Source organism: Streptomyces flavofungini (assembly GCF_041028215.1).
GTDB classification, from domain to species: Bacteria; Actinomycetota; Actinomycetes; order Streptomycetales; family Streptomycetaceae; genus Streptomyces; species Streptomyces flavofungini_B.
Map to the genome: position 1 here is coordinate 1 of NZ_JASKYR010001398.1, position 795 is coordinate 795.

The 795-nt window shown below is 68.9% G+C and carries 1 protein-coding gene; it reads right to left on the minus strand.

Annotated elements, in window-relative coordinates; translation table 11 throughout:
- Positions 1–29 precede the first annotated feature (29 nt).
- On the minus strand, positions 30–795 hold a 766-nt coding region (locus AB8Z36_RS41290; protein ID WP_369218470.1), incomplete at its 5' end, for an ABC transporter permease.

A 795-nucleotide genomic window follows, 5' to 3' on the forward strand; every position in this document is an offset into this window, starting at 1 on the left:
CGGTACGTGAGACGGGGCGTCACCCCGTGTCATCCACGCGGTTCCCAGCGGAACATGCGGGAGGCCAGCGTCACGGCCACGACGACCCAGGCGAGGGTGGGCAGCAGGAGCGGCAGGGACTCCGCGAGGGGGACGCCGCCGTTCCAGGCGTTGAGGACCAGTTCGGTGGCGGAGCCGCCGGGGAGCAGCCGCTTGAGCAGGGTCTGGTCCTGCGTGCCGGAGATGCCCACCCAGCTCGTCACCGCGATCGCGCCGAGGCTGATCGGCAGCGTGGTCACCTGGGCGTGCTCGGGGGAGTTCGTCAGGCCCGCCGTGGCGAGTCCCAGGGCGAGCATCATGACCAGGGTCGTGACGACCGCCGCGACCAGCAGGGGGATGTTGGCCGGGACGTCGGTGACGGTGGCGAGGACCGCGAGGATCGCCGTGATCTGCACGACGGCCAGGGCCGTGACCGGCAGCATCAGCCCGGCCAGGATGCTCACGTCGCTCGCCGGAGTGGAGCGCAGCCGCTTGAGGAAGAGGTTCTGGCGGCGCGAGGCGAGCGTCGTGACGGTCGTGGTGTAGAGGCCGAACGCGCTCACGGTGAACATCACGACGGCCGCGATGTAGCCGAGGCTGGCGAGGTCGCCGAAGACGTCGTGCTTGTAGATGAAGTACGTGCTGACCGCCACCGGCATGATGAAACTGTTGATCAGCACAAGGCGGTTGCGGAAGATCTGGATCAGCTCGCTGAGAGCGATGGAGAGCATGGCGGGTTCCCTTGGGCCTTCGTCGAGGGGATGCGCGGGGTGGGCG